This is a genomic window from Chloroflexota bacterium, from assembly GCA_026389585.1.
Lineage (GTDB): Bacteria > Chloroflexota > Dehalococcoidia > UBA2247 > RBG-13-53-26 > JAPLHP01.
This window is the reverse complement of the sequence record JAPLHP010000020.1, coordinates 1-24,417: the sequence shown is the minus strand read 5'-3', so window position 1 is coordinate 24,417 and position 24,417 is coordinate 1. Positions and strand designations below refer to the sequence as shown.

The window sequence follows — 24,417 nt, the reverse complement described above, 5'->3', positions numbered from 1 at the left end:
TGCTATTGGTTTCACGAAGGATCATGATCTGGAGTTGTACTTTAGGCGGGCGAAGGCTGCGGAGTTGTACTTTGGGGATGCTGACTTTCATCGTGAGATAGTGGCGCAGGAACTGGGAATGTAGCCAGGACGGCGGAAAGGTTATAAAACGGAAGGAGGTCAAACTAATGGTTGACTACAGTAAATACAAGTTTATCAAAGTGGAAAAGAAGGATAGGGTAGCCATCCTTACCCTGAACAACCCGGATGCCATGAATGCCATTGGCAAGCCGGAGCATGCAGAGATAGAGCACATATTTGAGGACATGAATGAGGATACGGAAGTCAATGCGGTCATCCTGACTGGCGCTGGCCGCGCCTTCTCAGCAGGCGGTGACATCAATCTTATGATAAATGGTTATACGGATCACACCATTCGTATTTCCAGCACCAGTGTGAAGAGGATTATCATCAACCTGCTTTCTTGTCGCAAGCCGGTTATCGCTGCTCTGAACGGCGCCTGCGCTGGACTCGGAGCCACAATCGCTTTGCAGTGCGACATAGTGATCGCTTCGGAGAAGGCCCGCATCGGTGACCCGCATATCGGGGTGGGAATACTCCCGGGTGACGGCGGCTGCATCATATGGCCTTTGCTGGTGGGCATGTGCAAGGCAAAACAGTACTTGATGACTGGAGAAATGGTTAGTGCAGCAGAAGCTGAGCGTATCGGTTTGATAACCAAAGTTGTGCCGCCTGAGAAGCTGATGGAAGAGGCTTGGGCGTACGCGAAGAAATTCGCTGATGGGCCGACTTTGGCCATAAGCCTGACCAAGATGTCCCTCAACAAGATATTGATGGATCGGATCAATCTGCTGTTCGATACCACCATTGCCTACGAATACCATACTCTCAACTCGCCGGACCATATCGAGGCGGCGAAGTCCTTCTTGGAGAAGAGGCCTCCGAAGTTCAGGAGCAGTGAAGGAGACCCGTTCGTATTCTAGGTGACAAAGGGGCACCGATTCGTTTGGGCGAATTAATCAGCGCTCTGTCATCAGAAGCAATGAATTCAAACAGGAGGAGGGAACATGGATCTGGGTTATAAAGGTAAGATAGTAATTGTGACTGGAGGAAGCTCCAATATCAACCGGGCCAATGTGCTGGCTTTTGCCAAAGAGGGAGCGAATGTAGTTATCGCCGACATCGATGAGAAGCAGGGGCCCAAGGTGGCGGCCGAGGCCGGTGCTCTGGGTGGGGGCGGGAAGATCGTATTCATAAAGACAGACGTGACCAGCTTTGAGTCCGTTGATGCGATGGTCAAAGAGACTATGAAGGATTTCGGCAAGATCGATGTGCTGGTCAATGGCGTCGGCTGGCTGGACAGCCCCTGGGGGCTCTTCATGGAGCAGAAGCGGGAGACCTGGCAGAAGATGGTCAACCTGAACCTCTGGAGCGTTCTTAATTGCACCAGGGCAGCGCTGGAACAGATGATCCCCCGCAAGTATGGCAAGATCTGCAACATTGGTTCCGAGGCGGGTAGGATAGGGGAGTTCCGACAGGTGGTTTATTCGGCGTGTAAGGGTGGTGTCATCGGCTTCACCAAGGCCATTGCCAAGGAGGTGGGCCGCCACAACATTAACGTCAACTGTATCTGCCCTGCCGGCGTTATCCCGGAGAAGAAGGAGCATGTCTCCGAGTTGTCCATGACCCAGGGCGTCACGCAGGAAACCATGCCTGAGGACATGAAGAAGATGCAGTTGAAACTGTATCCTATCGGGCGAGTTGCTGTGCCGCAGGATGTGGCCAATACAGTTCTCTACGTGTGCTCCGATGCCGCCTCCTTCATCCATGGCCAGACTATCAGCGTCAACGGTGGATATAGCACGCTATAATAGGAGGGGAACGTCTCGGTCTGATACTTTAGCGAGACCAGCCCTGCAGTGAACATTGGCAGGAAAGCAGTCAACCTGCTTTCCTGCTCTTCGGTATTGGAGGTCAGTGTGGGAGAGATAAAGAGTGCCTGGGAGTTGGCTATGGAGAAGGTGGATAGGTTAGGCAAGCTCTCTCCCGGGGAACTGAAGAGACAAAAGGAAGAGAAATACGGCGAGATCGCGCAAATACTGACTGACAAGTACCTCAGCGGACTGGCTCTGTGGCAATTGGAAGTAGAACTCGACAAGTATAAGGCTGAGGAAAAAGATCTGGTTAGAGCCTCCCTGGCCTCTAAACTAATTCAGTCGATCGATCTAGGCAACTATGAAAGATTGGAGAAGGTAGTTGAAGGGATTTCCGGTTTAAAGAAAGAGGGAGATATAAAGGAAATCAAGGCTGAGATAGAGCAACTCTTTCAAGAATACCGGGAGGTTGAGCAAGAAGGGAGACAAGAGATAGAGGTTGCAGCCAGGGGGGTGTTGCACCAGCTAAGGATTTCAGGTAGCGCCATTGGCAGCATCAACCACAGGGTTCTCCCGGAGTGGCAGCAGGAGTCAGATAGATTTGCCCAACCATATAAGGAGAGGCTGGAGGGACTTAAAGGAAAGCTTATTGAGCTTTCTGCTTAGATAGACTTCTGGAGTGGGAATAAAGGAGGTTTCATGGAAATCAAGAAAGTGGGTGTAGTCGGCTGCGGATTAATGGGCTCGGGCATTGCTGAGGTCTGTGCTCGTTCTGGCTACTCAACAGTGGTCCTGGAAGTTAATCAGCAGTTTCTGGATAAGGGTATGGCGTCGCTCAAGTCTTCGCTGGAGAAAGCGTTTAGCAAGGGCAAATTGTCAGCGCAGGATCGAGATGCTACCCTTGCACGTCTCCACGGCACTATTAAGATGGAAGATTTCCAGGATTGTGACCTGGTGATAGAGGCTGTGATTGAGAATATGGAGGAGAAGAAGAGGGTGTTTGCGGCTGCTGACAAAGTCTGCCCTAAGCATGCGATCCTGGCCAGCAACACCTCGTGTTTATCCATTTTGCAGATGGCGATGGCAACGAAGAGGCCGTCCCAGGTAATCGGTATGCATTTCTTCCAGCCCGTCCCGGTCATGCCGATGGTGGAGATCGTGAAGACTATCGCCGTTTCCAAAGAGACCGTCGAGATGGCGGAGAAGGTCAGTAAGTCACTGGGCAAGAAGGTGGTCTTTGCCAAGGATACACCTGGTTTTCTCGTCAATCGCCTTGGCTTCCCATTCATGATGAACGCCATCCGCATGCTCGACGAGGGATGGACCACTATAGAGGAAATGGATCAGGCCTGGATGGGGGCGACGAATTCACCGATGGGGCCTTTCACCCTGATGGACTTTGCCGGACTAGACACCATGTACGCCATGGCCTGCGCCATGTACGACGAGTTCAAGGACCCCGTTTATGCTCCGCCGCCGTTGCTCAAGGCAATGGTCACCATGGGGCGCTACGGAAAGAAGAATGGCTGGGGGTTCTACAAGTATACCTAATGGGCATTAACCCGCGTTACTGCCAGGAGCCCCTTCCGTGGGAAGGGCGATGCGGCAGTCTCTGGTGCTAGGCTTGAGTTTGTTTTGCCTGTCTCCCCGCTTCGCTCGGAGACAGGCTCGCAATGACAAATGAAGATACTGGTTACTAATGATGATGGCATACATGCTCCCGGCCTTTGGGCTCTTGCTGAGCGGCTAACCAGGGTTGGCGAGGTGGTCGTGTTTGCTCCTGATCGCGAGCAGAGCGGCACTGGCACCTCCATCAGTCTGCATCGATCAGTGAAATTGACCGAGGTGGACTCATTGGTGCCGTCGGTAAAGGCCTATTCGGTTGGGGGAACGCCGGGAGACAGCGTTATCCTGGCTCTGCGGATCATGGAGGACATCGCGATAGTCTTCTCCGGTATCAACAGGGGATCGAATATGGGGTATGATGTACTCCTCTCAGGGACAGTAGGCGCAGCCCTGCAGGGTTATCTTCATGGTGTGCCATCGGTTGCCCTTTCAGTACAGGCAGGAGAAGAAACCAACTTTGAAATTGCTGCCAGGCTGGCACCTCTGCTGGTCGGCAAAGTTAGCTGTAAAGGGTTTGGGGCTCTACTGCTCAATGTAAACCTACCCAATCTACCTTTAGAGAAGATAGGTGGTGTTGAGATCACCAGGGTCGGGAGAGGTGGCTATGGTACTGCTATTACCATGGGCCCCGATGGCAGCAAGGACAACTACCGGATTACCATAGGGCAGCCATGGTGGAACGCTGAGGAAGGAACAGATATACATGCAGTAGACAGGGGCATGATCTCCATTACCCCTCTTCAAGGAGAGTTGAGAACTGCCCAGGAGGCCTCCCTCCCCGAGGATTGGCCCTCCTTGCTCTTTCGCGAACTGTGATCTCTTTGGTGCAACGTTTGCCTTTCTATTCTACCTCGTGCTAACCTAGTCTCACGAGGATGCCACAGTTATTCACGGTACTTACCCCACAGGAAGCCTGGTCCAGACTTGAGCCTCATCTTTCAGCCATAAAACGGGTGGAGGTTATACCCACCAGTGAGGCTCTGGGTCGGGTGCTTGCTGACGATACGTCGGCTCCGGTTGATCTGCCTCATTTCCCCCGATCAGCCATGGATGGCTATGCGGTAAGAGCTGAAGATACCCATGGTGCTTCAGAGAGCCAGCCTGCGTATCTGAAGGTAGTGGGTGAGATACTCATGGGTAAACCTGCCGGGGTAACCCTCTCTCCGGGGGAGACAGCCTTGATCCACACTGGAGGCATGCTTGCCGGTGAGTCAAATGCTGTCGTTATGGTAGAGAATACCCATGAAGTAGATGCCTCCACCATTGAAGTAGTCCGTCCGGTGGCCAAGGGAGAGAATGTCATTCAGGTGGGGGAGGACATGGCCAGGGGGGAAGCCCTGCTCTCTCGGGGAAGCCTGCTTCGACCCCAGGACATCGGGGCACTGCTTGCCCTGGGTATCACCGAGGTATCAGTTTTTCAGAGAGTCAAGGTAGCTCTGATCCCTACTGGTGACGAACTGGTGCCTCCTGGTGATGAACCGGGGCCAGGACAGATCAGAAATACCAATGCCTATACACTGGCTGCCCTTGCCCTGCAGGCCGGTGCTATTCCTCTGAGATTTGACATTGTCAGAGATAACTCTGAATTCTTGAAGGAGGCAGCCCGTCGGGCTATGGAAGAGGCGGACATAGTAGTTATCTCTGCAGGCAGCTCGGTAAGCACCCGTGATATGACTGCGCAGGTTATCAATGCGCTGGGCGAGCCGGGCGTTCTTGTCCACGGTATCTCACTCAGGCCGGGGAAGCCTACCATCCTTGGCCTGGTTGATCGAAAGCCCTTCTTTGGCCTGCCCGGCAATCCGGCTGCGGCTATGATAACCTTCGAGATCTTTGTTACCCCGTCGATCTATAAGTTGAGTGGATGTAACCAATTGCCGAAGCGATGTGAAATCAAGGCCAGGCTCACCCGTAACATCCCCTCGGCGCCGGGGAGGGAGGACTACATCCCGGTGAAGATTGAAGAAAGAAACGGTGAGTTATATGCGGAGCCGGTTTTTGGCAAATCTAACCTTATGTTTGCTCTGGTCAAGGCAGATGGTATTGCCCGGATTCCCATCGACAGAGCGGGTCTCGCAGCAGGCGAGGTCGTCACAGTCAGGATGTTCTGAGGCTTCGAGGAGATTGCTTCGCCATCTCTTTGCTTTGCTCAGAGATAGGCTCGCAATGACATGGGAGACAAGCAGACGTCACAAGGAGGAGTCCTTGGTGAGGGTAAACGGTCATTTGGCTGTAGCCTTTACGTGTCATTGCGAGGAGCAGGGCGACGAAGCAATCTCGGGTGGTGATGGGAATGAACAGGCTTTACTACGTCTATATAATGACTAACAACTCAGATATAGTTCTCTACACAGGTGTCACCAATGACCTGAAGCGGAGAGCCTATGAGCATCAACAAAAGCTGATCAGAGGGTTTACCCAGAAATACAATGTCACTAAATTGGTGTACTTTGAGGTATGTAATGACGTAGAAGCTGCTATTCTGAGAGAGAAGCAGATCAAGGCTGGTTCAAGGCGAAGGAAGGTTGGTTTGATTAATGCCATGAATAAGTAATGGCGAGATTTACAGGAAGACTTATGAAGAAAATTCATTCGCTTGTGCCTTTTTATCTGGCGGAGCTACGTGTCGTGATTAGTGGAGCGATGTAATGCCAACTGACCATCATCCCAAAGAACAGCGGCACTTCTATCTCGAAGATATTCCTCTGGACGAGGCTTTGACGAGGTTCAATTCTGCCCTGGAGGAAGCAGGTGGGCTAGTGCCTACAGCGAGTGAGCGCGTTTCTCTTGAAGAAGCACTGGGCAGGGTTACTGCTGAACCAGTTTGGGCCAGGATATCTTCACCACACTACCACGCTGCTGCCATGGACGGAGCGGCCATCCGTTCAGAGGATACGAGTAACTCTTCGGAGAGGGCACCTGTGCGGCTCAAGATCGGCGAGCAGGCGCAATGGGTGGATACAGGGATGCCGCTGCCTCCTGGCTTTGATGCAGTGGTGATGATAGAGAATATCCAGGTTGTCGAGGAGGGACTGATAGAAGTTATGCTGCCTGTGGCTCCCTGGCAGCATGTTCGCCTCCTGGGTGAGGATATCATTGCCTCAGAGCTTATCCTGTCAGAGGGCCATCTCCTTAAGCCAATGGATTTGGGATCTGTTGGCCAGGCTGGGATAAGTCATGTGGAGGTAAGGCGTAGGCCGAAGGTAGCTGTCATCCCTACGGGCACGGAGTTGGTGCCGCCCGGGAGTAATCTCAAACCGGGAAACATTATTGAATCCAACTCTCTGGTGTTGGCTGGTCTGGTGAAGGAGTGGGGTGGGGTGGCGACGCGCTTTGCTCCGGTGCCTGACGATTATGATCAGCTGAAGAGGGCTATCCTTGAGGCATTATCTGAACATGACATAGTGGTAGTCAATGCCGGCGCTTCGGCTGGCAGACGGGATTTTACGGCTTCACTGGTGGCTGATCTGGGGAAAGTCGTAGTCCATGGTGTGGCCATCCGCCCTGGTCATCCGGTGGTACTGGGTTTAGTGAAGGGCAAGCCGGTTGTTGGTGTTCCCGGCTATCCTGTCTCAGCCGCGCTCACCATGGAGCTCTTTGTGAAACCCCTGGTCTATCGTCTACAGGGCGCTGCTCCTCCACGGCGGAGAACCATTGAAGCAGTGATGACTCGCAAGGTGTTTTCTCCTATGGGTGAAGATGAGTTTCTGCGGGTGAAGGTGGGCCAGGTGGGTGGCGAACTGTTAGCTACGCCTCTTCAAAGAGGTGCGGGAGCCACGATGTCCATGGTCAGGGCTGATGGATGGGTCTGTATCCCGCGAGGCAGTGAAGGCCTTCAGGAGCGGCAGAGAGTGCGCGTCGATCTTTTGAGTAATCTTGAAGATATAGAGAATGGCATTGTAGTAGTGGGGAGCCATGATCTGTCTCTGGATGTATTGGCCAATCACCTGCATAAACAATATCCCCGGAGAAACCTGTCCTCTTCCAACGTTGGCAGTCTGGGGGGGCTTATTGCCCTGAGAAGAGGAGAATCCCATCTTGCCGGTTCACATCTCCTTGATGAGGAAAGTGGCGAGTACAATGTGTCCTATGTGAAGCGCCTGCTCGGAGACAAGGAGATGGTTATTATCAATCTGGTTTACCGCGAACAGGGATTGATGGTAGCCAAGGGAAATCCGAAGAGATTGAGTAACCTGGCTGACCTGCGGCGACAGGGGGTGAGCTTTATCAATCGCCAGAGGGGCGCTGGCACAAGGGTACTCCTGGACTTCAAACTGAAGGAAATGGGGATAGATTCTGCCGAAATAGATGGCTATGAGCGGGCAGCTTTTACTCACCTGGCTGTGGCTGCGGCGATTGCCAGTGGGACAGCAGATGCCGGACTGGGGATTGTAGCGGCAGCCAGGGCACTGGACCTGGACTTCGTTCCACTGCTGAAGGAACGATATGACCTGGTTATACCGCGAATCTACTATGACAGTCCTTTCCTTGAGCCTCTGCTGACTATTCTGCAGCAGCCTTCCTTCAGGGCTGAAGTGGAAAAACTGGGCGGTTATGACACTTCCCTGATGGGGCAGATAATAGCCAGATTATAGGGCCGCTAACGGGAAGTTGAAGCCCTCGATAGCCTTTCAAAGGTGTGAATGTGAGATTGTCGCTGGAATTATGGCTGGATTAGAGTCCACAAAGTCGCTGCGGATAGATATTCGTGGGGTGGTACAGGGGGTTGGCTTCAGGCCCTTTGTTTACCGGCTGGCACATGAATATGGCCTGGCTGGCTGGGTGCGCAATACTTCGGGGAGTGTGGAGATTGAGGTTGAAGGAAGAGAAGCGTCGGTAGATGGATTTCTGATAAAACTCAAGGCAGAAGCTCCTCCTATGGCCAGAATAGAGGAAGTCACTGCGGCTCCAATTCCTCCACGGAACTGTGCTGGTTTCGAGATCAGGAAGAGCCATGCTCAAAAGGGGATGTACCAGTTGGTCTCGCCGGACATTGCCACTTGCCAGGCATGCCAGGAAGAGATTTTCTCCCCTGGCGACAGGCGCTATCGCTACCCATTTACCAACTGCACCAACTGCGGGCCTCGATTCACTATCATTAAGGATATCCCCTATGACCGTTCGCGGACCACCATGCGCCGTTTTAAGATGTGTGCTGATTGCCAGAGAGAATATGACGACCCGCTCGATCGGCGTTTTCACGCCCAGCCGAATGCCTGTCCCAGATGCGGTCCCAGCCTGCAGCTGGTCGATAGCCGTGGCTCTCCGGTCAACAGTACTGATGCCATTCGTTCGGCTGCCGAGTTGCTGAAGGAGGGGGAAATCCTGGCTGTCAAGGGCTTGGGTGGCTTTCTTCTGACCTGTGATGCCACAAACAGGGAGGCAGTAAAGGTCTTGAGGGAGAGAAAAGGGCGCCCTTCCAAGCCTCTGGCAGTGATGATGGCGTCGCTGGAGGAAGTCAGCAGGCACTGCCTGGTCTCCCCTGAGGAGGAAAGCCTGCTATTGTCTCCGCAGCGTCCTATCGTGCTTCTGAAGTGGAGGAAGGGATCGTCTATTTGCCCGGAGGTAGCTCCCGGGCTCAAATATCTGGGGGTGATGTTACCTTACACTCCGCTGCACCATCTCCTGATGAGAGAAGCAGGTCTTCCCCTGATCATGACCAGTGGTAATCTCAGTGAAGAACCCATTGTCAAGGACAATAATGAGGCCTTAAGGAGACTGGGGCAGATTGCCGACTACTTTCTGCTTCATAACCGGGATATCTATGCCAGATATGATGATAGTGTTTATGTCGTAGAGAGAGGTGCCCCTCAGGCCATACGACGCGCCCGGGGGTATGCCCCGTATCCGATTCACTTGCCCTTCAGGGCCCAGCCTGTTCTGGCCTGTGGGGCTGAAGAGAAGAATACGTTTTGCCTTACCAGAGACCAGCATGCGTTTATGTCCCAGCACATTGGGGATATGGAGAATGAAGAAACGCTGCAGCATTTTGAGGCTGCCATTGAGCTTTATCGGAAACTGTTCCGTATAGAGCCTGAAATCGTGGCCCATGATCTTCATCCTGAGTACCTTTCCACCAAATATGCTCTGGGCCTGAAAGCCGAAGGCAAGCCTGGTTTGAGGCTTGTCCCTGTGCAGCACCATCATGCTCATATAGTAAGCTGCCTCGTGGAGAACAATGTGGAAGGCCCTGTTATCGGTGTAGCGTTCGATGGAACGGGGTACGGTGCTGACGGCACGCTTTGGGGTGGTGAGTTCCTGGTGGCCGACTGGAAGTCCTTCAAAAGGGCAGGTTACCTGGAGACTGTGCCTATGCCCGGAGGTGCTGCGGCGATACGCAAACCCTATCGCATGGCGTTGGGATATCTTTACACTCTGATGGGACAAGATGTCTCTTTGGCAGGATTGCCCGTCTTGAGCAGGGTTGACCCTGAGGAGCTGGCCGTCGTGAAACGCCAGCTGGAGCGGAGGCTCAATTCTCCACTGACGTCAGGTGCCGGACGCCTGTTTGATGCTGTGTCCGCTTTGACCGGAGTCCGTGGGGTGGTGGACTATGAGGCTCAGGCTGCTATTGAACTGGAGATGGTGGCTCTGGATGCGATAGACAGTCTGGATGGTGGGCACTATCCCTTTTCTATTGTTGAGGAAGCAGGGTGTAATGTGGTGAAGCTGGGGGAGCTTATATCGGCAGTGGTTAAAGAAGTGAGGGAAGGCGTTCCTGTATCCCTGATGGCAGCCAGGTTCCACAGAACCATGGCTGAGATAATTGTCCGGATGTGCCAGCTTGTAGCCAGGGGAAATGGCATCAAGCTGGTGGCTTTGAGTGGCGGTGTGTTTCAGAATCGACTGCTTTCGAGGCTTGCCCTTGAGGCACTCCGAAAAGAGGGCTTCAAGGTGCTTACCCACAGCGTGGTGCCGTGCAACGATGGCGGGATCTCTCTGGGCCAGGCGGTGATTGCCCATTTTGCCGGGGCATAATCACATGCTCGTTGGCGATGGACTTGGCACTCACGATAAGCGTAGTATATGAAGAGGGAACTGAAGCGAGATAATCATGTGTCTTGCCATACCGGCGTTAGTCAAATCCATTGATGGCAGCGTGGCCGAGGTTGAGATCGGAGGCGTCAGCCGGCGGGCCAGCCTGTTGCTCACCCCTGAAGCCATGGTGGGGGATTATGTTTTGCTGCATACCGGCTATGCTATCAATGTCGTCAATCAAGAGGAGGCTGAGGAAACCCTGAGGATTTTGGAAGAGATGGCGCAAGGCGCAGCGGATGAGGAAGAAGCATGAAGTTTGTTGACGAATTTCGGCGCTCCGAGTTAGCCCGGGGGCTCATCCGCAGCATTCAGCAACATTCTACCAAAAGGGTCCGCCTGATGGAGTTCTGCGGCGGACACACCGTAGCCATTATGAAGCACGGCATCCGCCAGCTCCTTCCTGCCACCATCGAGATGCTCTCCGGCCCCGGCTGCCCTGTTTGTGTGACTGATAATGCTGACATCGACAAGGCCATTGCCCTGGCCCGGATTCCGGGCGTGATCCTGGCCACCTTTGGGGACATGATCAGGGTTCCCGGCAGCCGTTCCAGCCTGCAGGAAGTCAAAGCTGATGGATCTGATGTCCGCATTGTTTACTCCACACTGGATGCCTTGCAGATCGCCAGAGAGAATCCGTCGAGATCAGTCATCTTTCTGGGGATTGGTTTCGAGACGACGGCTCCGACTGTCGCCGCCTCGGTTATTCAGGCTGAGCAGGAGGGAATGCGCAATTACTACGTTATTTCTTTACATAAACTCTGCCCTCCGGTAATAAAAGAGCTCCTTGATTCGGGAGAGGTCAAGGTCAGTGGCCTGATATGTCCCGGGCATGTGAGTGCTATCGTGGGCTCCAGGTCATGGGAGTTTATAGCCCGTGACTATGGTATACCCTGTGTGGTCTCTGGATTTGAGCCTCTGGATATCCTCCAGTGTGTCTATATGCTGGTGCTGCAGATCGAGCAGGCGGAGTCGAAGGTTGAAATCGCCTACCGCCGGGGGGTGCGTCCAGAGGGAAATCAGCGGGCTTTAGAGTTGATGTATCAGGTATTTGAACCCTGCTCTGCCCGCTGGCGGGGTATGGGCCTGGTCCCTGATAGCGGCCTCAGGCTGAGCAAGGCATATCAGCGCTTTGATGCTGAGCTGGCATTTGAATTTGATCCCGGACCTGCATTTGAGCCAAAGGGCTGCATTTGCGGTGAGGTACTCCGGGCGGTGAAGACGCCCCGGGACTGCAAACTGTTTGGCACCGTTTGTACTCCGGCCAGTCCGGTCGGGCCGTGTATGGTCTCCTCTGAGGGAAGCTGCGCTGCCTATTATATCTATGGAGCTGCTGGTGAGTGACAAGATCATCCTGGCCCACGGCAGTGGCGGAAAGCTGGCCCGCGAGCTGATCGAGAAGACATTCCTTCAGGCTCTTTCCAATCCTCTGCTGGCGAAGCTGGATGACTCGGCTGTCTTTGATTTTGAAGGAAGGCTGGCCTTCACCACCGATAGCTATGTGGTCAATCCCATCTTCTTCCACGGCGGTGATATTGGCAAACTGGCGGTGTGCGGCACCGTAAATGACCTGGCTATGGTTGGGGCGGTGCCTCTCTACCTGAGCCTGTCCTTTATTATCGAAGAAGGGCTTCCTCAGGAGGATCTGACACGGATAGTCGGCTCGGTGCAGATGGCGGCCAGAGAAGCTGGAGTGCAGATTGTTACCGGGGACACCAAGGTGGTAAATCGGGGCAGCGCCGACAAGCTCTTCATCAATACGGCTGGAGTAGGCCTTGTTCCGGAAGGGGTGGACATCTCAGGTTCCAATGCCAGGCCGGGGGACAAGGTCATCTTGAGCGGCACCATAGGCGATCACGGCATCGCTGTGCTCAGCCAGCGAGAGGGACTGCGCTTCTCCACGCGGCTCAAGAGCGATTGTGCTCCTCTCAACGGGCTGGTGGCTGAGATGATCAAAGTCAGCCCTCGAATCCACTCCATGCGTGATCCTACCAGAGGCGGGCTGGCCACCACCCTGAACGAACTGGCGGCGCAGTCCAAGGTAAGTATCAGAATAGAGGAAGAGAAGATACCGGTGCGGGAGGAAGTGCGCGGTGCCTGCGAGATGCTGGGTCTCGATCCGCTCTACATAGCTAACGAGGGCAAGCTGGTGGCCCTGGTTGCCCCTGAGGACGCAGAGGCAATCCTGAAGAAGATGCGCCGAAACACCTGTGGCAGAGGGGCGGCTATCATTGGGGAAGTGCAGGCGGATCATCCCGGCAGGGTGGTGATGAAGACCCGGTTTGGCGCTTCAAGGATAGTTGATATGCTGGTGGGAGATCCTCTGCCCCGCATCTGTTGACCCGAATTCAGCCTGTCCTCCAGACATTTTGCCCCCTTATGGCTCTTCGAGGTTGGCTGGCACTATAACGCGGTGGTAGTGGACAGGGATTATCTACCGAATACAACTTGAAGTTGCCCTTTAGGTGATCAGGTAACCCCATCTTGTTCGTCCGGAGTTGCACAGTTTGGCTAATTATCAAATAGTGTCTAGATTCAACTTGTCCAAGGCAATACTTAAGACCCGTTTGTGGCGTTTCTTGTGTCGTCTTAGAATTACGTTCATGTCCTCCATAGCATATACAAACTGATTGAAAAGGCTCACTGCCTTTTGGGGAGTGGGCAACTTCTTTAATAGGTTTTCATAATTAACATGGAAAAGATCGTTACGAAGCGAGGCAAGTTCCGCTATAGCCTGATGTGGAGGCTTGTCAAAACGAATATTGTTGTGTTTGCCACTTTTGCCGGCTAATTTTGGCATCAGTGCCCACTGCTCTTGAATGCCGAGAAAATGCGCTGCCTTGGCCTGCGCCGGAGTCAACTTCCCTTGGTCTTTAAGTTCTTCTATAAGATGAGCTTCTCTTGCCTCCAGCGCAAGTAAACACCAAGCTATGACGGCCAATGAGTGAATGCGTTCGTTATCTAATGTGCCGCCGCCAAAGACATGGCCTGGATCAGACCAATTAATGTCCTGAAGCTTCTTTGCGGACACTGCTTGCTCACGCGCTAGTCTAAAAAAGGTATTCCATACCTTGACACGGTTGACTGCATCCACTGACATGTGAACCACCTCTTTGGTGCATTTTCCTAAGGTTTGACAAATGTTAGAACTGTGAAAGCCGGCAGCATTTCATGACGTCTAAGCGACGGGTACATCGACAGAATGTCATCTCGCTCCTGAGGTGACAAGTAGGTATCTATATATAGGTGCTGCCCTCCTTCGCAGTATGCTTGCCTATTCCCAAACGAGTTGATTATGTCAATAGTAGAGCGTGGATAGAACCAGAGCGGGCCTACGGAGCGATTTATCATGGCGAGTATACGCTGCCTGCGCAGCGGGGCAGAGACATGCCAAATCCAGTTGTCATTTGTTTCTGCCCATTCGCCGTTTTTCGTGAATTCTGGCGTTGTTGTAGTTACCAACACCTTGCCACCTCTCACAAGTAACGATGTGATAGAAGAAACCGCCATCTCGAGATCCGGCAGCCAGAACAACATGAGGTTCAAGAGAATCCAATCGAACCGCATTTCCGGGAACAACTTATCGGCTTCACAAATGTTGCCTCTGATGACATGGCCTTCGGCAGCAGGTCTCAAACTCAACTGCTCTACAAGTTCAAGTCCATAGGCGAGTCTTGTCTGCTTAAGCAGTTTTTCAATCAGCCATCCTTCGCCGCAGCCCATGTCCAGCACTCGTGTACCAGGCCTGATACTGCTGTCGATAAACGAATCCCAAAAACGATCGAGAGTTAATGATTTCAAGATGTGACCATCAGCACCTGCTTCTCCTCTCAACAGCAAGGAGTAGTTAGGGGCTGCCAGTTGCCAGAGTTCTTCTGGAGAGTAGTCTTCTAGTGGGCCACCTGCGTCGGCAATCTCTGGAGGTACTTCCAAGTAGTCTAACGTTGGTCCAAGTCGTTCCTGACCGACTAAGCTCTGGAAGTATAGTGAACAGCTCGTCTCACATAGCTGCCTGTTGGCGTCGAGGAGTTCGGCCGGAGTGTAATATTCAAAACGGTCATATTCCGGAGCCTTCTGCGGGGTAGTTCCCGACGTCATGGCAGCAAATACAGCTAGCCGGAGAAGGTGTTCTCTTCGTTGCCGCGACCCGCAAATCAGGAGCCTGCCCCCCTCTAAGTGCATTCCGTCTAATTTTGTCACAGCAAATCTTAATAGTATCTCAGGTGGAAGATACTTCGTACGGACAGCATTCTCCAGTTCTGACTCGCTGACAGTCAGGGAGGGAAGAGACCAAAATCCCTTATACTCGCTCGAGAGGTCAGAACTCCTGTGAGCGTACAGAGTCCTTCCCGTCGGTTGCTCTACTGCGACACAAATCGCAAAAAGACGTTTACTTACTGTCATCTTTTGGTACGCGTTGCTCCATGGCCAGTTTCGCATCAAGGTCAGGCGATGGCTGACTACAATCAGGAATCTTGTTGGTGGGCAAGAGACGCATAGCGGCGCGCACTCTCCATTCGTTTTCTAGCTTGCCCGCTTTTCGCCACTTGCTGATTGTGTCCATAGTGAAATCGGCTTCGGCGGCTGCAGCCTCTTTCAGAATGAGTCTATATAGGTCAATAGTTCCTCGGCGAGCACTTTCGACCTTGCCAAGCACTTCATGATCGACGACGTGCCGCTGTCTTAAAATGCTCCTAGCGTCATCTAGGCTATCGAACACAGTAGCATCAATACCAATCTTCGTCCATATTTCGCGAATCTTTTCCGCCTCGACTCTTGTCAGAGTCAATTCAAGCTGTTCCCTAATGAATCTTTCGCGAATTGCCAGCACAACACTTATAACCCCAACAATCAGACCGGCGATTCCCAATATCTCTGCCATTTGTCCCTCCAGAGTTAAAGATAACAGATCACAACGAGCGTCATGGCGTTCAGCCCTTTTGACGCAGCGCTTTTCGTGGCTAACATTTCCCTCTTGTTTGTTGCCGTAATAGTAATAACTGTGCAAATCGTATGGTGGAGTTGGGGAGGATGTCAAGCTGGCAGTGTGCGAGGCTCTGTTCGATACAGGTTGGCAGCAATGGCGTTTCTCTCAGAGCAGTCTATCACTACCAACTTGAACCGAACAGGGCTCCCAAATCTAACAAAATGACGAAATGTTAAGCCTGCGACCAGTTCCGGTCTCCAATCTGAAATAGCTGATCAGTGGCATGAACCATAGACAGCTCTCGCTGTGGTGCAGGGATATTGTGAGCTTCTGGTTGGTTTTCAACTGTGAGGTGAGTTGCTCACAAAATGGAGGCATCATTCTCAAAAAAGCGATATAATCACATCTGACATTAGTATTCAGGAGGTTGGATATGGCTAAAAAGCGTTTCACGGCCAAGGAGGCCAAGGAGATTGGCGAGAAGCTGGGCATTAACTGGCGCAAATTCGATGTAGAGCAGTACCGGATGGGGATGGATGTGGAGCTGGAGCACGGGCTGGTTGATCCTCATACCAATGTGACGAACGATGACCCGATTATGACAGGGAAGATTGCCCTGGCACACCTCAATGAGTTCCCTGATTACTACACCCGATTGGACAAGATGGAGAAGGAAGCTGAGGGGGTAGGCTGAAGGATAATCAGGAAGGCCCGGGCGTGCTTTCGGAAGAGGTAGTATCCAACCTGATGCTTCTATCCCGTAAAGCTGGGCTCTCTGTGTCAGGCTGGAGAGATGGTGGCTCTCGTGGTACAATGGCCAAAACAGAAATAAAAAAGGAGGCGGGATGTTAATAGCAGCGATGGTGCTGGGGCTTATCGGGGGAATAACCTATTTTGTGGGTGGTGGTGCTGGAGCTATTGGTTATAGTAGTACTGGGTCTACTCCATGGTGGATTATTGCACTCATACCAATTGGAGCCGTTGGTATTATCGGTGCCGCGCTGGTGCGTGTTAAGCCAAGTCTGGCAGGGAGCATACTGCTTTTGGCCGGTGCAGCGGCCATCTCTGTTGGCTTTGCTTCTTATGAGGATGCTGCAGTGGTGCATGGACTCAGTTTGAGTTGGTTTCCACAACATTCATTTGCAGGCCCTCTCATTTACCTTCCAGTACCCTTGCTCTCCCTGGTTGTAGGAGGCGCTCTGGCCCTCTCCGCGGGTAAGAAATCTGACGCGAATTAGACAACTGCGGATATAGTATATCTGCGGCGGCAGGCGGCCAAGGCCGGATCATCTTCTATTTCCAGTCCTATTCCGCACTGGAGAGGGGGATGGTGGGAAGATAAACATCATGACCAAGAGGATTTATTGGGGCTTTGTGCTAGCTCTGCTGGCGGTCTTGCTCGGGGGACTTCTCTTTATTCGGGGCTATCAGAATATCTACTGGGCAAATCCTGCGGTGTTTATCCTGCTTACTGTCATCGGCGTGGTCTCGGCGTTGTGCGGAGGCTTCCTGATCGGCAGCAACCTGACGGTAGGAACGGAAGGCAGGATGGGCCTGTTGCGCCGTTTCTCCATGGGATTGGGGGCTCTCATTGCTTTGCTGGGGGGCTTTCTGGGAGTGTCGGCCATTGGGTTGGCTCTTGGTGTCTCCTCCACAGGTTACTGGGGCCAAGCGCCTTATGATGACTATAATGGCGACTACATGATTATGGGTCTGCAGATCATGTCTTTTCAGGTGTGCATTGTGCCTGAGCTAGTCGGTGGTTTCCTGCTCGGGTTTGGGCAGCGAACGAAGGCGTGAGGGAAGATGGATGTTCTGCAAAGGCTGGATATGCTGGCTGCAGATGCCCGGTTCGATGTCTGCGGCTATAGCGGCCCGGGGCAACTACGCTCTGCGGATACCTCTCCAATGCGCTTCATCTATCGGGCGTCTCTCCCTGGCGGAGGATCGGTATGTCTCTTCAAGGTGCTCCTGACCAATGTCTGCACCAATGATTGTGCTTACTGTGTTAATCAAGTCAGCAGGGATAAACCCCGTACCTCCTTTCACCCAGATGAGCTGGCCAAACTGTTTATGGAGCTCCACAGGAAGAGGCTGGTGCAGGGCTTGTTCCTGAGTTCCGGCATTGCTGGGAACCCCTCCCGAACCATGGAGTCCATGGTAAAGACCGTGGAGATCCTGCGCCAAAAATACGAGTTTGCCGGCTATGTGCACCTGAAGATTCTGCCGGGCGCTCCCTTCGATTGCATTGAGGAAGGCTGCAAGCTGGCCAATCGCGTCTCATTGAATGTAGAGGCGCCCACTGCGCGGCATCTGTCCAGGCTAAGCTCCAAGAAGGACCTCTACCGGGATATCCTGGAGCGCATGCGCTGGGCGAAGCAGATTATGGACTCTAATGAAGGGCTGGTGCCATCCGGGCAGACAACCCAGTTTGTGGTTGGGGCGGCTGGTGAGACGGATCGGGACATCTTGCAGACTGCCGCAGCTCTCTACCGTGAGATCGAATTGAGGAGAATCTATTTCAGCGCTTTTCAGCCGATACCAGAATCACCACTGGAAGGGCTTTGCCCCACTCCTCCGCTGCGGGAGCACCGGCTCTATCAGACAGACTGGCTGCTCAGGGTCTACGGCTTCTCTCCACAGGAGGTAGGGTTGGCTTTGGGAGATAAGGGCAATCTACCCTTGACGAAAGATCCCAAGCTGACCATTGCCCAGAAGCAACCCTGGCTTTTCCCTGTGGATGTCAACAGGGCCAGTTACGAAGAACTGCTACGCGTCCCTGGCATCGGTCCCGTGTCGGCAAAAAGGATAGTTGAAGCACGCCGGGAATATAGCATTTTCTCATTGAATCAACTGAATAAGATGAGGGTGGTTACCAGGCGGGCGGCCTCCTTTATATGGTTTCAGGGTATGCTCGCCACTGAGAAACAGGCCTGTTTCTTGCCTCAGCTCGACGATGACCTGCCTCAACAAGAACCTTCCCTGGCCGGTGTTCTTGCATAGACTGCTCTGTAAGTGACCGAGCCCACTGGGATTGCTTCGCTGCGCTCGCAATGACACAGTGGGCAGAGAACCTTATGTCATTGCGAGTCCTTCACTCTGGGAAGGATTCCGTAGAAGGACGACGAATCAATCTCGATTGTTACACTGCCTTGCACAACCAGACACTGGCTTCTGGACTCCCGCTATAAGCTATGCACGTTTCAGGATTGTATATCTGCAGCCGATGACATTCAGGGGATCAAGGAGAGTTATGATACCGGGAGTGCCGATGGCATCCCAGTTGAGCCTTTCATGGGGGAGAGACCGGGGTATCCAGGCTATGGAGAGATGCAGATGCGGAGGAATCCTGGCCGTTCTCTTCTTGGCAGCGGCGATGGTGGCGATGATCTCGCCTTCATCGAGGTTTTTGCCTTGATGCACACTATCACAGGGTCTGGTATGGCCATAGATGGTGTGCAGTCGGTTACCGGCGCTGTCATAGATGCTATGGCCGACATATATGGACTGGCCCAACAAATCGTCGTCAATTTTGATGATTTCACCATCATACATCACCGGAATCCTTGTTTTGTCATCAAGGCTGTGGTACTGCCCCTGTTTATCTCCGTAGAAGCATAAATCCAACCCTTCATGAGGTCGATCACGCTTGCTCTCCTTACCCCACCACCTATCGCCGGAATGGAATAGCATTCCAGGATGGAAGGCCCACTGCTCAAAACCAAGCTGGTCAAGCCTGTTACACTTTACCAGGCAGTCGCTGAAGCCCGTCTTTTCCAGAGGATATTCTGAATCCAAAAAACGCCTTCTCCTCAATTAGTTCTGGCGCAGTGACTCTCCGTCCTGGCCAGATGTATCGCCATCGGGGTCATGTTAAGGCCCACTCTTGTTGGCCGTCAAGGGCTGTGGGAAGAGAAGACCCCTGGTACTGGCATTGATTCTGGCCCGGCATTAATGTATCATCGAGGACACAATTAGGGGGTGTGAAAATGTATAAGAAAGTGCTTGTCCCTCTGGATGGATCGGAGCTGGCCGAGGTAACTCTTGTCTATGCCAAGGAGTTGGCCGGCAGAATGGACTTGGAGGTGATCCTCCTTCACGTTGGCAGTCCGGGGGCCTCTGAGTCAATGCCCCTGCGTCGAGCCTATGTTGAGCAGGCGGTGGAGATGGTGAAGCTTGGGTCGGCAGAGGTTCAGAAGAAGTTCGGGTTGCGCCGGAGAGGTAAAGCCATAAAGGTACGGGGCGAGTTGGTTGCAGGCTATCCGGCTGATGAAATCCTGCGCTATGCTGGTGAACATGAAGTAGATCTAATACTCATGGCTACGCATGGCTGGTCGGGGATCAAACGCTGGCTTCTGGGCAGTGTGGCTGATAAAGTTCTCCGCGCCTCAGTCGTGCCTGTCTGGCTGGTGCGAGCGGCTGCTGCCAAAGAGGTTGTCTATAGCGAACAACCCAGGTTTCTGGTTCCCCTGGATGGCTCCGAATTGGCCGAACTGGTGCTGCCCCATGTGGAGGCGCTGGCGAAGCAGCGGAGCACTGAGCCGGTGGAAGTGGTACTGGTCAGGGTTTGTGAACCTCTGGTCCTGCCGGCTGTCACTGCGCCGGAAGCATCTTTGAACTGGGGGAAGATGGCTGGAGAACATATGGTCAAGTGCAGGCAATCGGCCGAGAAATACCTGAGCAAGATAGAGAAGCAGTTTGAAGGGATTGGAGCAGGAGTAAGTTCGGTGGTACTTGAGGGTCAGCCTGCTGATGGGATCATTGACTATGCCAATAAGAACCGCTTTGATCTCGTAGTCATGGCGACACACGGGCGCTCGGGGATCAGTCGATGGGCCTACGGCAGTGTGGCGGGAAAGGTTCTTCTTGGTACTTCCAGTCCCGTATTTCTGGTAAGGCCGCCTTCGACCGGTGGCACGCCTTCACGGCTTGTCTCAGCCATTCGAAACCTGCCCCCTGTCTGAGCAGAGGGGGCTCAGTTTGCATAATAGTTGTGGCTGCTTTTGTGGAGCCGGTATCGTTCAATGTTGGCTGAGGTAGAGCTGATCTCTGATAGAGGCAGAAATGAGACTTGAGACTTTCCAGGGAATCTGCACAAAGTGCAGCCTGAAAAAGATACACAGGTTCGATAGATTCGGAGTGTTGCGTTGTGAGCTGTGTCAGCAGTCGATGGACACAAAGGATTTGTTTTGCCATCAATGTGCGAGGGAAACAACCCACTGTAAATACTGGGATACCTGGACGTGTCTGGCTTGTGGTCATGCCAGGAGTCGCGGGCAGGGTGATAAGGAACTATGAGGCAGTGATTCGGACTCTATTAGCCCAGCCACGCCCTAGTAGAACTTCAGACTTTCCCTCTGTATCCAAGCGGTTTTTATACCACCTGCGAAGGAAGTTGTCTGCATAGTACTTTCCCAATTGTATCTGTATTGTCGAGCCCAGAAAATGATCTCAGCGCAGGTACATTCTGAGGGTCGATAAAGGAGGCTGCAATGAGAAACATGGCAAGAGCTGGAAACATATCTGGTCTGCTTGTATTCTTTGTGGGGATAGGCCTGCTCATCTTCACCTTTGTCCTTGCCTATCTTGCATTCACCAATCCGGACAGGATAAAGACCTTCACCGACTTGATTCCTGGTTCTGGAGGGGAATTCGAAGGTGCAGTGAAGGCGATAGGGTATGTTGTGGCTATTGGGCTACTCTGGGTGATGGGCAGCCTTGCTGGGCGGATAGTCGGGCATGGCATTGGGATGTTCAAGGCTCGGCCATCAGCCGAAGGTGACAAAGAGCCCTAACCTGCGACCAGCACCCCGGCAAATCCGACTTGGCAGTGCTCAATCAAGTGAGAGGAAGCCCCCGAAATACGGGCAAGATTGGCGGACATCCTCCGGGTAATTCTGATCGCTTGGCAGTTAAATGCGCTGTACTCAAAGACTCAGGCATGACCTATGTGGAGATTGCCAGAAGACTTGGGCTGCTGGTTAAGGAGCCTCATCCCAGTGTTTTTCATGAGTGTGCCTCTGTCGGGTGTGGTTGGGAATAGCGTCGGACGATCTCTAGCACCTTGGCTCGGCCCTTTGGATCTTGAAGCGCGCGGGTGATGGCTGACTGAACAGTCTCCGACCTGGCCCCATGGGTGAGGCGATTGAGGTTGCCTCGTGGGGCGCCGGCTCCATTGCGTTTCCCGCCTCGCATGTTACGTTCAATCATACAAGAAGCACGAAGAAAGTCAAGGGGTTTCTGCGCGCTATTGCAACATAGACCTCGCATGTGATACATTCAATCAGCAAATCGGGGTGGTCAGGTATGGCGCTCGCACAGGCCAGAACTTGAGTACCCAACGAGACGGGGGCATTGCATGGCTGATAACAATCTCAACTGGATTGCCAACTTCAGAGGAAACGTAACTGTCCCAGCAAGATAGAAAAGAATGTTGCCCTGTGAGAAGATAGATTCACAACTGATGGAAAAGCAGGTTGTTTCTAAAAAGAGAGTCGCCGATCATGGCGAGGTACTTACCGCGAAGCGAGAGGTCAATGCCATGCTTGATCTGGTGAGACAGGAGACTGAAAGGATAGAATCTCGCTTTCTGGAACCAGCCTGCGGCACGGGGAACTTCCTGACGGAAATCCTGGAACGTAAACTGCGTGTCGTTGAATCCCGGTACGGCAAAAGTCAACTGGAGTATGAGCGGAACGCCGTTCTCGCCATGTCCTCCATCTACGGCATTGATATTCTGGAGGATAATGTTCTGGAATGCCGCAAGTGGCTTTTTGACATCTTCAACCAGAAATATAGCAGCCTTTTCAAAAAGAGGGCAAAGGACGAATGCCGGAGTGCCGTCAAATACATTCTTGATCGCAATATCACCCATGGCGACGCCCTCACACTGAAGACGGAAGGCGATAATCCGCGCCCGATTGTGTTTTCCGCATGGTCTTTCCCCTTTCACAACAGTATGATCAAGCGGCTTGATTACACATTTGCGGATCTAATCCCAAGCGAGCAAACAAGTCAGCGTGGGTTGTTTTCGGAACCCGAACTGTATTCTGATTTAGGGAAAAGAGCATTTATCCCCAAAGAAATACAGACTTTCCCCCCCGTCCATTTCTTGAAGATTGGTGAGGGATATGAATAGCAGCTACAATCCCGATGTGCTGACCTGTCTTGCCAACCTGAGCAGCGATGAGGTTTTTACGCCGCCGCAACTGGCCAATCAGATACTGGATTTATTGCCCGGCGAAATCTGGCACGATAAAAATGCCCGTTTCCTCGATCCGGTCTGCAAGACCGGAGTATTTTTGCGGGAGATCGCCAAGCGCTTGGATGCGGGTCTGGAAAAGAAAATCCCTGACAGGCAAGCAAGGATTAACCATATTTTTAGAAACCAGATCTTCGGCATTGCCATCACGGAGTTGACATCCCTACTTTCCCGCAGATCGGTTTACTGCTCAAAGACGGCGAATGGGAAATATTCCGTTTGCGAGAAATTCGACGAACCACAGGGCAATATCCGCTTCAAGCGCGTAGAACATACTTGGGAAAAGGGGCGATGTGTTTTCTGCGGGGCTAATCAAGAAGGTTACGACCGGGACGAGGCACTTGAAACTCACGCCTATCAATTCATCCACGCCGAAAAACCGGAGGAGTTATTCAATATGAAATTCGATGTCATTGTCGGTAATCCACCGTATCAGTTAAGTGATGCTGGCGACAGCACCGGATCATCGCCGATCTATAATCTGTTTGTGGAACAAGCCAAGAAGCTCAATCCGCGTTATTTGTCCATGATCATACCATCGCGTTGGTTTGCTGGGGGTAAAGGGTTGGATGATTTCCGCGATGTGATGCTACATGACCGCCATATATCCAATTTGGTTGATTATCCAATAGCCTCGGATGTTTTTCCCGGCGTTAAGGTCATTGGGGGTGTCTGTTTCTTTCTCTGGGAACGGGACTATCAGGGGCCATGTAGAGTAACTACACACATGAATGATATGGCCGACACGATGACGCGACCTTTGGATCAGTTCGATACATTTGTGCGGTTCAACAAGGCCATCTCAATCCTGGAGAAGGTTGCTGCCAAGAAATACCCCTCGATGAGTGGCCAAGTTTCTAGACAAAAACCTTTTGGCTTACGAACGTTTGTTAGGCCAGAAAAGCAAGGTGCCATAATGCTATTTGCGAATAAGGCTGTCGGGAAGATCGCAAAGTCTGCCATCACCACCGGAACAGAGATGCTGAGGTTATGGAAGGTTCTGATCTCAATGGGTTATGGTGAAGGTGGCGAAGCCCGTGAATATCCAAGGATGATTACGGGGAAACCCATTGTCGCTCCCCCTCAAAGTGCATGTACAGAGACATACATTGTTATAGGGGCTTACGAAACCGAGACCGAAGCAAGACACTTGGACGCATATCTTCGAACAAGGTTTCTTCGATTCTTAGTGGGACTCCGGAAGAATACTCAACACATCACGAAAGACCGTTTTTCCTTCGTTCCGGCGCTGCCTATGTCAAAAACATGGACGGACGAGAAACTGTACGCGCACTTTGAATTGACAAAAGACGAAGTCGCCTTCATTGAAACCATAGTCCGTCCCATGGAGTCGGACAATGAGTAAGGATCTCTTTCCCCCTCGACCAGATTCCCGGCCGACAATATACGCTTATGAGGACACCAATGCTCAATACCGGGGTTTGCTAAAAATTGGCTATACCATGGGGGATGCTCAGGCTCGTGTGGCGCAGCAGTATCCCACGCTGAAGCCCGGCAAGCCGCCATACCGGATTCTTCTTGAAGAGTCCGCCATGCGCAATGACATTCTCCCCGACGCAAGCGTCGGGGTATCACAGTAACCTTAGTTGGTCTTTGTGAATCTGAACATATTGAGATGCACGTCCTTGCTCTTTAACATATTTCCCGATGGCTTTTTCATTCCCGTGTTTCCCAAC

At 52.6% G+C, this 24,417-nt stretch carries 25 protein-coding genes; 21 read left to right on the top strand and 4 right to left on the bottom strand.

All coding sequences use genetic code 11. The annotated features are described in order from the left end of the window. Positions 1-167: 167 nt before the first annotated feature. From NTZ04_01730 to hypE, 12 genes are all read left to right on the top strand, one after another. Positions 168-983, top strand: coding sequence for an enoyl-CoA hydratase-related protein (locus NTZ04_01730; GenBank protein ID MCX5991043.1), 816 nt, complete (start codon positions 168-170; stop codon positions 981-983). An 84-nt stretch (positions 984-1,067) separates the two neighbouring features. After that, positions 1,068-1,871 carry an SDR family NAD(P)-dependent oxidoreductase gene (locus NTZ04_01725; protein ID MCX5991042.1) on the top strand — a complete coding sequence of 268 codons (804 nt, stop codon included), beginning with the start codon at positions 1,068-1,070 and terminating at the stop codon, positions 1,869-1,871. Positions 1,872-1,979: 108 nt separating this feature from the next. Then, on the top strand, positions 1,980-2,540 hold the full coding sequence (locus NTZ04_01720) for a hypothetical protein (GenBank protein MCX5991041.1): 561 nt from the start codon (positions 1,980-1,982) through the stop codon (positions 2,538-2,540). Between the two features lie 33 nt (positions 2,541-2,573). Continuing rightward, on the top strand, positions 2,574-3,425 hold the full coding sequence (locus NTZ04_01715) for a 3-hydroxybutyryl-CoA dehydrogenase (protein MCX5991040.1): 852 nt from the start codon (positions 2,574-2,576) through the stop codon (positions 3,423-3,425). 129 nt (positions 3,426-3,554) lie between these two features. After that, on the top strand, positions 3,555-4,316 hold the full coding sequence (gene surE, locus NTZ04_01710) for a 5'/3'-nucleotidase SurE (GenBank protein MCX5991039.1): 762 nt from the start codon (positions 3,555-3,557) through the stop codon (positions 4,314-4,316). A 59-nt stretch (positions 4,317-4,375) separates the two neighbouring features. After that, positions 4,376-5,608, top strand: a complete 1,233-nt coding sequence (locus NTZ04_01705) for a molybdopterin molybdotransferase MoeA (GenBank protein MCX5991038.1) — start codon at positions 4,376-4,378, stop codon at positions 5,606-5,608. A gap of 182 nt (positions 5,609-5,790) precedes the next feature. Beyond that, positions 5,791-6,051 carry a GIY-YIG nuclease family protein gene (locus NTZ04_01700; GenBank protein MCX5991037.1) on the top strand — a complete coding sequence of 87 codons (261 nt, stop codon included), beginning with the start codon at positions 5,791-5,793 and terminating at the stop codon, positions 6,049-6,051. A gap of 94 nt (positions 6,052-6,145) precedes the next feature. Beyond that, the gene (locus NTZ04_01695) at positions 6,146-8,092 is read left to right on the top strand and encodes a molybdopterin biosynthesis protein (GenBank protein ID MCX5991036.1); all 1,947 of its coding nucleotides are present in this window, start codon (positions 6,146-6,148) and stop codon (positions 8,090-8,092) included. Positions 8,093-8,162: 70 nt separating this feature from the next. Then, entirely contained in the window at positions 8,163-10,475 is a 2,313-nt protein-coding gene (hypF, locus tag NTZ04_01690) for a carbamoyltransferase HypF (protein MCX5991035.1), read from the top strand. A gap of 76 nt (positions 10,476-10,551) precedes the next feature. Continuing rightward, entirely contained in the window at positions 10,552-10,788 is a 237-nt protein-coding gene (locus NTZ04_01685; protein ID MCX5991034.1) for a HypC/HybG/HupF family hydrogenase formation chaperone, read from the top strand. Continuing rightward, entirely contained in the window at positions 10,785-11,876 is a 1,092-nt protein-coding gene (gene hypD / locus NTZ04_01680; protein MCX5991033.1) for a hydrogenase formation protein HypD, read from the top strand. Before NTZ04_01685 ends, hypD begins: the two co-directional genes overlap by 4 nt. Beyond that, complete coding sequence (hypE, locus tag NTZ04_01675) at positions 11,857-12,873, top strand: hydrogenase expression/formation protein HypE (protein MCX5991032.1); 1,017 nt, start codon at positions 11,857-11,859, stop codon at positions 12,871-12,873. The genes hypD and hypE overlap by 20 nt, the downstream gene beginning before the upstream one ends. A 177-nt stretch (positions 12,874-13,050) precedes the next feature. On the opposite strand, the gene NTZ04_01670 is transcribed toward hypE, so the two are convergent. The 3 genes from NTZ04_01670 to NTZ04_01660 all read right to left on the bottom strand — a co-directional run bounded on the left by NTZ04_01670 (position 13,051) and on the right by NTZ04_01660 (position 15,414). Next, the gene (locus tag NTZ04_01670; protein ID MCX5991031.1) at positions 13,051-13,632 is read right to left on the bottom strand and encodes a hypothetical protein; all 582 of its coding nucleotides are present in this window, start codon (positions 13,630-13,632) and stop codon (positions 13,051-13,053) included. 26 nt (positions 13,633-13,658) lie between these two features. Beyond that, positions 13,659-14,714 (bottom strand): methyltransferase domain-containing protein, encoded by a 1,056-nt coding sequence (locus tag NTZ04_01665; GenBank protein MCX5991030.1) that lies wholly within the window; start codon positions 14,712-14,714, stop codon positions 13,659-13,661. Between the two features lie 208 nt (positions 14,715-14,922). Next, a complete protein-coding gene (locus tag NTZ04_01660) occupies positions 14,923-15,414 on the bottom strand; it encodes a hypothetical protein (protein MCX5991029.1) in 492 nt (163 codons plus the stop codon). A gap of 478 nt (positions 15,415-15,892) precedes the next feature. On the opposite strand from NTZ04_01660, the gene NTZ04_01655 reads away from it, so the two are divergent. From NTZ04_01655 to NTZ04_01640, 4 genes are all read left to right on the top strand, one after another. After that, positions 15,893-16,153 carry a hypothetical protein gene (locus tag NTZ04_01655; protein ID MCX5991028.1) on the top strand — a complete coding sequence of 87 codons (261 nt, stop codon included), beginning with the start codon at positions 15,893-15,895 and terminating at the stop codon, positions 16,151-16,153. A 151-nt stretch (positions 16,154-16,304) separates the two neighbouring features. After that, complete coding sequence (locus NTZ04_01650; GenBank protein MCX5991027.1) at positions 16,305-16,697, top strand: hypothetical protein; 393 nt, start codon at positions 16,305-16,307, stop codon at positions 16,695-16,697. 109 nt (positions 16,698-16,806) lie between these two features. Continuing rightward, complete coding sequence (locus tag NTZ04_01645; protein ID MCX5991026.1) at positions 16,807-17,259, top strand: hypothetical protein; 453 nt, start codon at positions 16,807-16,809, stop codon at positions 17,257-17,259. A 6-nt stretch (positions 17,260-17,265) separates the two neighbouring features. After that, complete coding sequence (locus tag NTZ04_01640; GenBank protein ID MCX5991025.1) at positions 17,266-18,462, top strand: putative DNA modification/repair radical SAM protein; 1,197 nt, start codon at positions 17,266-17,268, stop codon at positions 18,460-18,462. A 189-nt stretch (positions 18,463-18,651) separates the two neighbouring features. Here the strand turns inward: NTZ04_01640 and NTZ04_01635 are convergent, their stop codons facing one another. Continuing rightward, entirely contained in the window at positions 18,652-19,257 is a 606-nt protein-coding gene (locus tag NTZ04_01635; protein ID MCX5991024.1) for a peptidoglycan DD-metalloendopeptidase family protein, read from the bottom strand. A 191-nt stretch (positions 19,258-19,448) separates the two neighbouring features. Between NTZ04_01635 and NTZ04_01630 the strand changes: the two genes are divergently transcribed. From NTZ04_01630 to NTZ04_01610, 5 genes are all read left to right on the top strand, one after another. Beyond that, positions 19,449-20,423, top strand: coding sequence for a universal stress protein (locus tag NTZ04_01630; GenBank protein MCX5991023.1), 975 nt, complete (start codon positions 19,449-19,451; stop codon positions 20,421-20,423). A 528-nt stretch (positions 20,424-20,951) separates the two neighbouring features. Further along, positions 20,952-21,254 carry a hypothetical protein gene (locus tag NTZ04_01625; protein MCX5991022.1) on the top strand — a complete coding sequence of 101 codons (303 nt, stop codon included), beginning with the start codon at positions 20,952-20,954 and terminating at the stop codon, positions 21,252-21,254. A 668-nt stretch (positions 21,255-21,922) separates the two neighbouring features. Beyond that, positions 21,923-22,597 carry an SAM-dependent DNA methyltransferase gene (locus tag NTZ04_01620; GenBank protein ID MCX5991021.1) on the top strand — a complete coding sequence of 225 codons (675 nt, stop codon included), beginning with the start codon at positions 21,923-21,925 and terminating at the stop codon, positions 22,595-22,597. Then, complete coding sequence (locus tag NTZ04_01615) at positions 22,590-24,086, top strand: Eco57I restriction-modification methylase domain-containing protein (protein MCX5991020.1); 1,497 nt, start codon at positions 22,590-22,592, stop codon at positions 24,084-24,086. Before NTZ04_01620 ends, NTZ04_01615 begins: the two co-directional genes overlap by 8 nt. Next, positions 24,079-24,321, top strand: coding sequence for a hypothetical protein (locus tag NTZ04_01610; GenBank protein MCX5991019.1), 243 nt, complete (start codon positions 24,079-24,081; stop codon positions 24,319-24,321). Before NTZ04_01615 ends, NTZ04_01610 begins: the two co-directional genes overlap by 8 nt. The last annotated feature ends 96 nt before the right edge of the window (positions 24,322-24,417 follow it).

Bases quoted from the DNA above. Each gene is read 5' to 3' on its own strand.
- hypD (MCX5991033.1), top strand. From the start codon at position 10,785: ATGAAGTTTGTTGACGAATTTCGGCGCTCCGAGTTAGCCCGGGGGCTC.
- NTZ04_01730 (MCX5991043.1), top strand. From the start codon at position 168: ATGGTTGACTACAGTAAATACAAGTTTATCAAAGTGGAAAAGAAGGAT.
- NTZ04_01725 (MCX5991042.1), top strand. From the start codon at position 1,068: ATGGATCTGGGTTATAAAGGTAAGATAGTAATTGTGACTGGAGGAAGC.
- NTZ04_01670 (MCX5991031.1), bottom strand. From the start codon at position 13,632: ATGTCAGTGGATGCAGTCAACCGTGTCAAGGTATGGAATACCTTTTTT.
- NTZ04_01685 (MCX5991034.1), top strand. From the start codon at position 10,552: ATGTGTCTTGCCATACCGGCGTTAGTCAAATCCATTGATGGCAGCGTG.
- surE (MCX5991039.1), top strand. From the start codon at position 3,555: ATGAAGATACTGGTTACTAATGATGATGGCATACATGCTCCCGGCCTT.
- NTZ04_01640 (MCX5991025.1), top strand. From the start codon at position 17,266: ATGGATGTTCTGCAAAGGCTGGATATGCTGGCTGCAGATGCCCGGTTC.
- NTZ04_01665 (MCX5991030.1), bottom strand. From the start codon at position 14,714: ATGCACTTAGAGGGGGGCAGGCTCCTGATTTGCGGGTCGCGGCAACGA.
- NTZ04_01625 (MCX5991022.1), top strand. From the start codon at position 20,952: ATGAGAAACATGGCAAGAGCTGGAAACATATCTGGTCTGCTTGTATTC.
- NTZ04_01630 (MCX5991023.1), top strand. From the start codon at position 19,449: ATGTATAAGAAAGTGCTTGTCCCTCTGGATGGATCGGAGCTGGCCGAG.
- NTZ04_01650 (MCX5991027.1), top strand. From the start codon at position 16,305: ATGTTAATAGCAGCGATGGTGCTGGGGCTTATCGGGGGAATAACCTAT.
- NTZ04_01645 (MCX5991026.1), top strand. From the start codon at position 16,807: ATGACCAAGAGGATTTATTGGGGCTTTGTGCTAGCTCTGCTGGCGGTC.
- NTZ04_01655 (MCX5991028.1), top strand. From the start codon at position 15,893: ATGGCTAAAAAGCGTTTCACGGCCAAGGAGGCCAAGGAGATTGGCGAG.
- NTZ04_01610 (MCX5991019.1), top strand. From the start codon at position 24,079: ATGAGTAAGGATCTCTTTCCCCCTCGACCAGATTCCCGGCCGACAATA.
- NTZ04_01620 (MCX5991021.1), top strand. From the start codon at position 21,923: ATGGAAAAGCAGGTTGTTTCTAAAAAGAGAGTCGCCGATCATGGCGAG.
- NTZ04_01705 (MCX5991038.1), top strand. From the start codon at position 4,376: ATGCCACAGTTATTCACGGTACTTACCCCACAGGAAGCCTGGTCCAGA.
- hypF (MCX5991035.1), top strand. From the start codon at position 8,163: ATGGCTGGATTAGAGTCCACAAAGTCGCTGCGGATAGATATTCGTGGG.
- NTZ04_01700 (MCX5991037.1), top strand. From the start codon at position 5,791: ATGAACAGGCTTTACTACGTCTATATAATGACTAACAACTCAGATATA.
- NTZ04_01715 (MCX5991040.1), top strand. From the start codon at position 2,574: ATGGAAATCAAGAAAGTGGGTGTAGTCGGCTGCGGATTAATGGGCTCG.
- NTZ04_01615 (MCX5991020.1), top strand. From the start codon at position 22,590: ATGAATAGCAGCTACAATCCCGATGTGCTGACCTGTCTTGCCAACCTG.
- NTZ04_01660 (MCX5991029.1), bottom strand. From the start codon at position 15,414: ATGGCAGAGATATTGGGAATCGCCGGTCTGATTGTTGGGGTTATAAGT.
- NTZ04_01695 (MCX5991036.1), top strand. From the start codon at position 6,146: ATGCCAACTGACCATCATCCCAAAGAACAGCGGCACTTCTATCTCGAA.
- hypE (MCX5991032.1), top strand. From the start codon at position 11,857: ATGGAGCTGCTGGTGAGTGACAAGATCATCCTGGCCCACGGCAGTGGC.